Origin of the sequence: Paenibacillus vini (assembly GCF_018403325.1) — a bacterium.
Lineage (GTDB): Bacteria > Bacillota > Bacilli > Paenibacillales > Paenibacillaceae > Fontibacillus > Fontibacillus vini.
Window position 1 is genome coordinate 1 of the sequence record NZ_BOSL01000064.1, and the last position, 296, is coordinate 296.

The following is a 296-nucleotide window of genomic DNA, read 5'->3' on the forward strand; positions in this document are numbered from 1 at the left end:
GTAAGACCCCTTGAAGACTACGAGGTTGATAGGCCTGAGGTGGAAGTGCAGCAATGTATGGAGCTGACAGGTACTAATCGGTCGAGGGCTTATCCAAAACAACTCCAAAAAGTGGCGTCAGGCTGACCAAGCCGATATGAGCACTTGAGGAGACTAACCGCAAATTCACGTTTCGTATCCAGTTTTCAAGCGATTAAGATGCTTGAACCGTTTGGTGGCGATGGCGGAGGGGTTCCACACGTACCCATCCCGAACACGACCGTTAAGCCCTCCAGCGCCGATGGTACTTGGACCGA

Annotated in this window: 2 rRNA genes; both read left to right on the forward strand. The window is 52.0% G+C overall.

Going from position 1 to position 296, the window contains the following annotated elements:
* Positions 1–97: ribosomal RNA gene (locus KJS57_RS26180) — 23S ribosomal RNA — on the forward strand; the annotation flags it as partial.
* 113 nt (positions 98–210) lie between these two features.
* Positions 211–296, forward strand: a 5S ribosomal RNA gene (gene rrf, locus KJS57_RS26185); the annotation flags it as partial.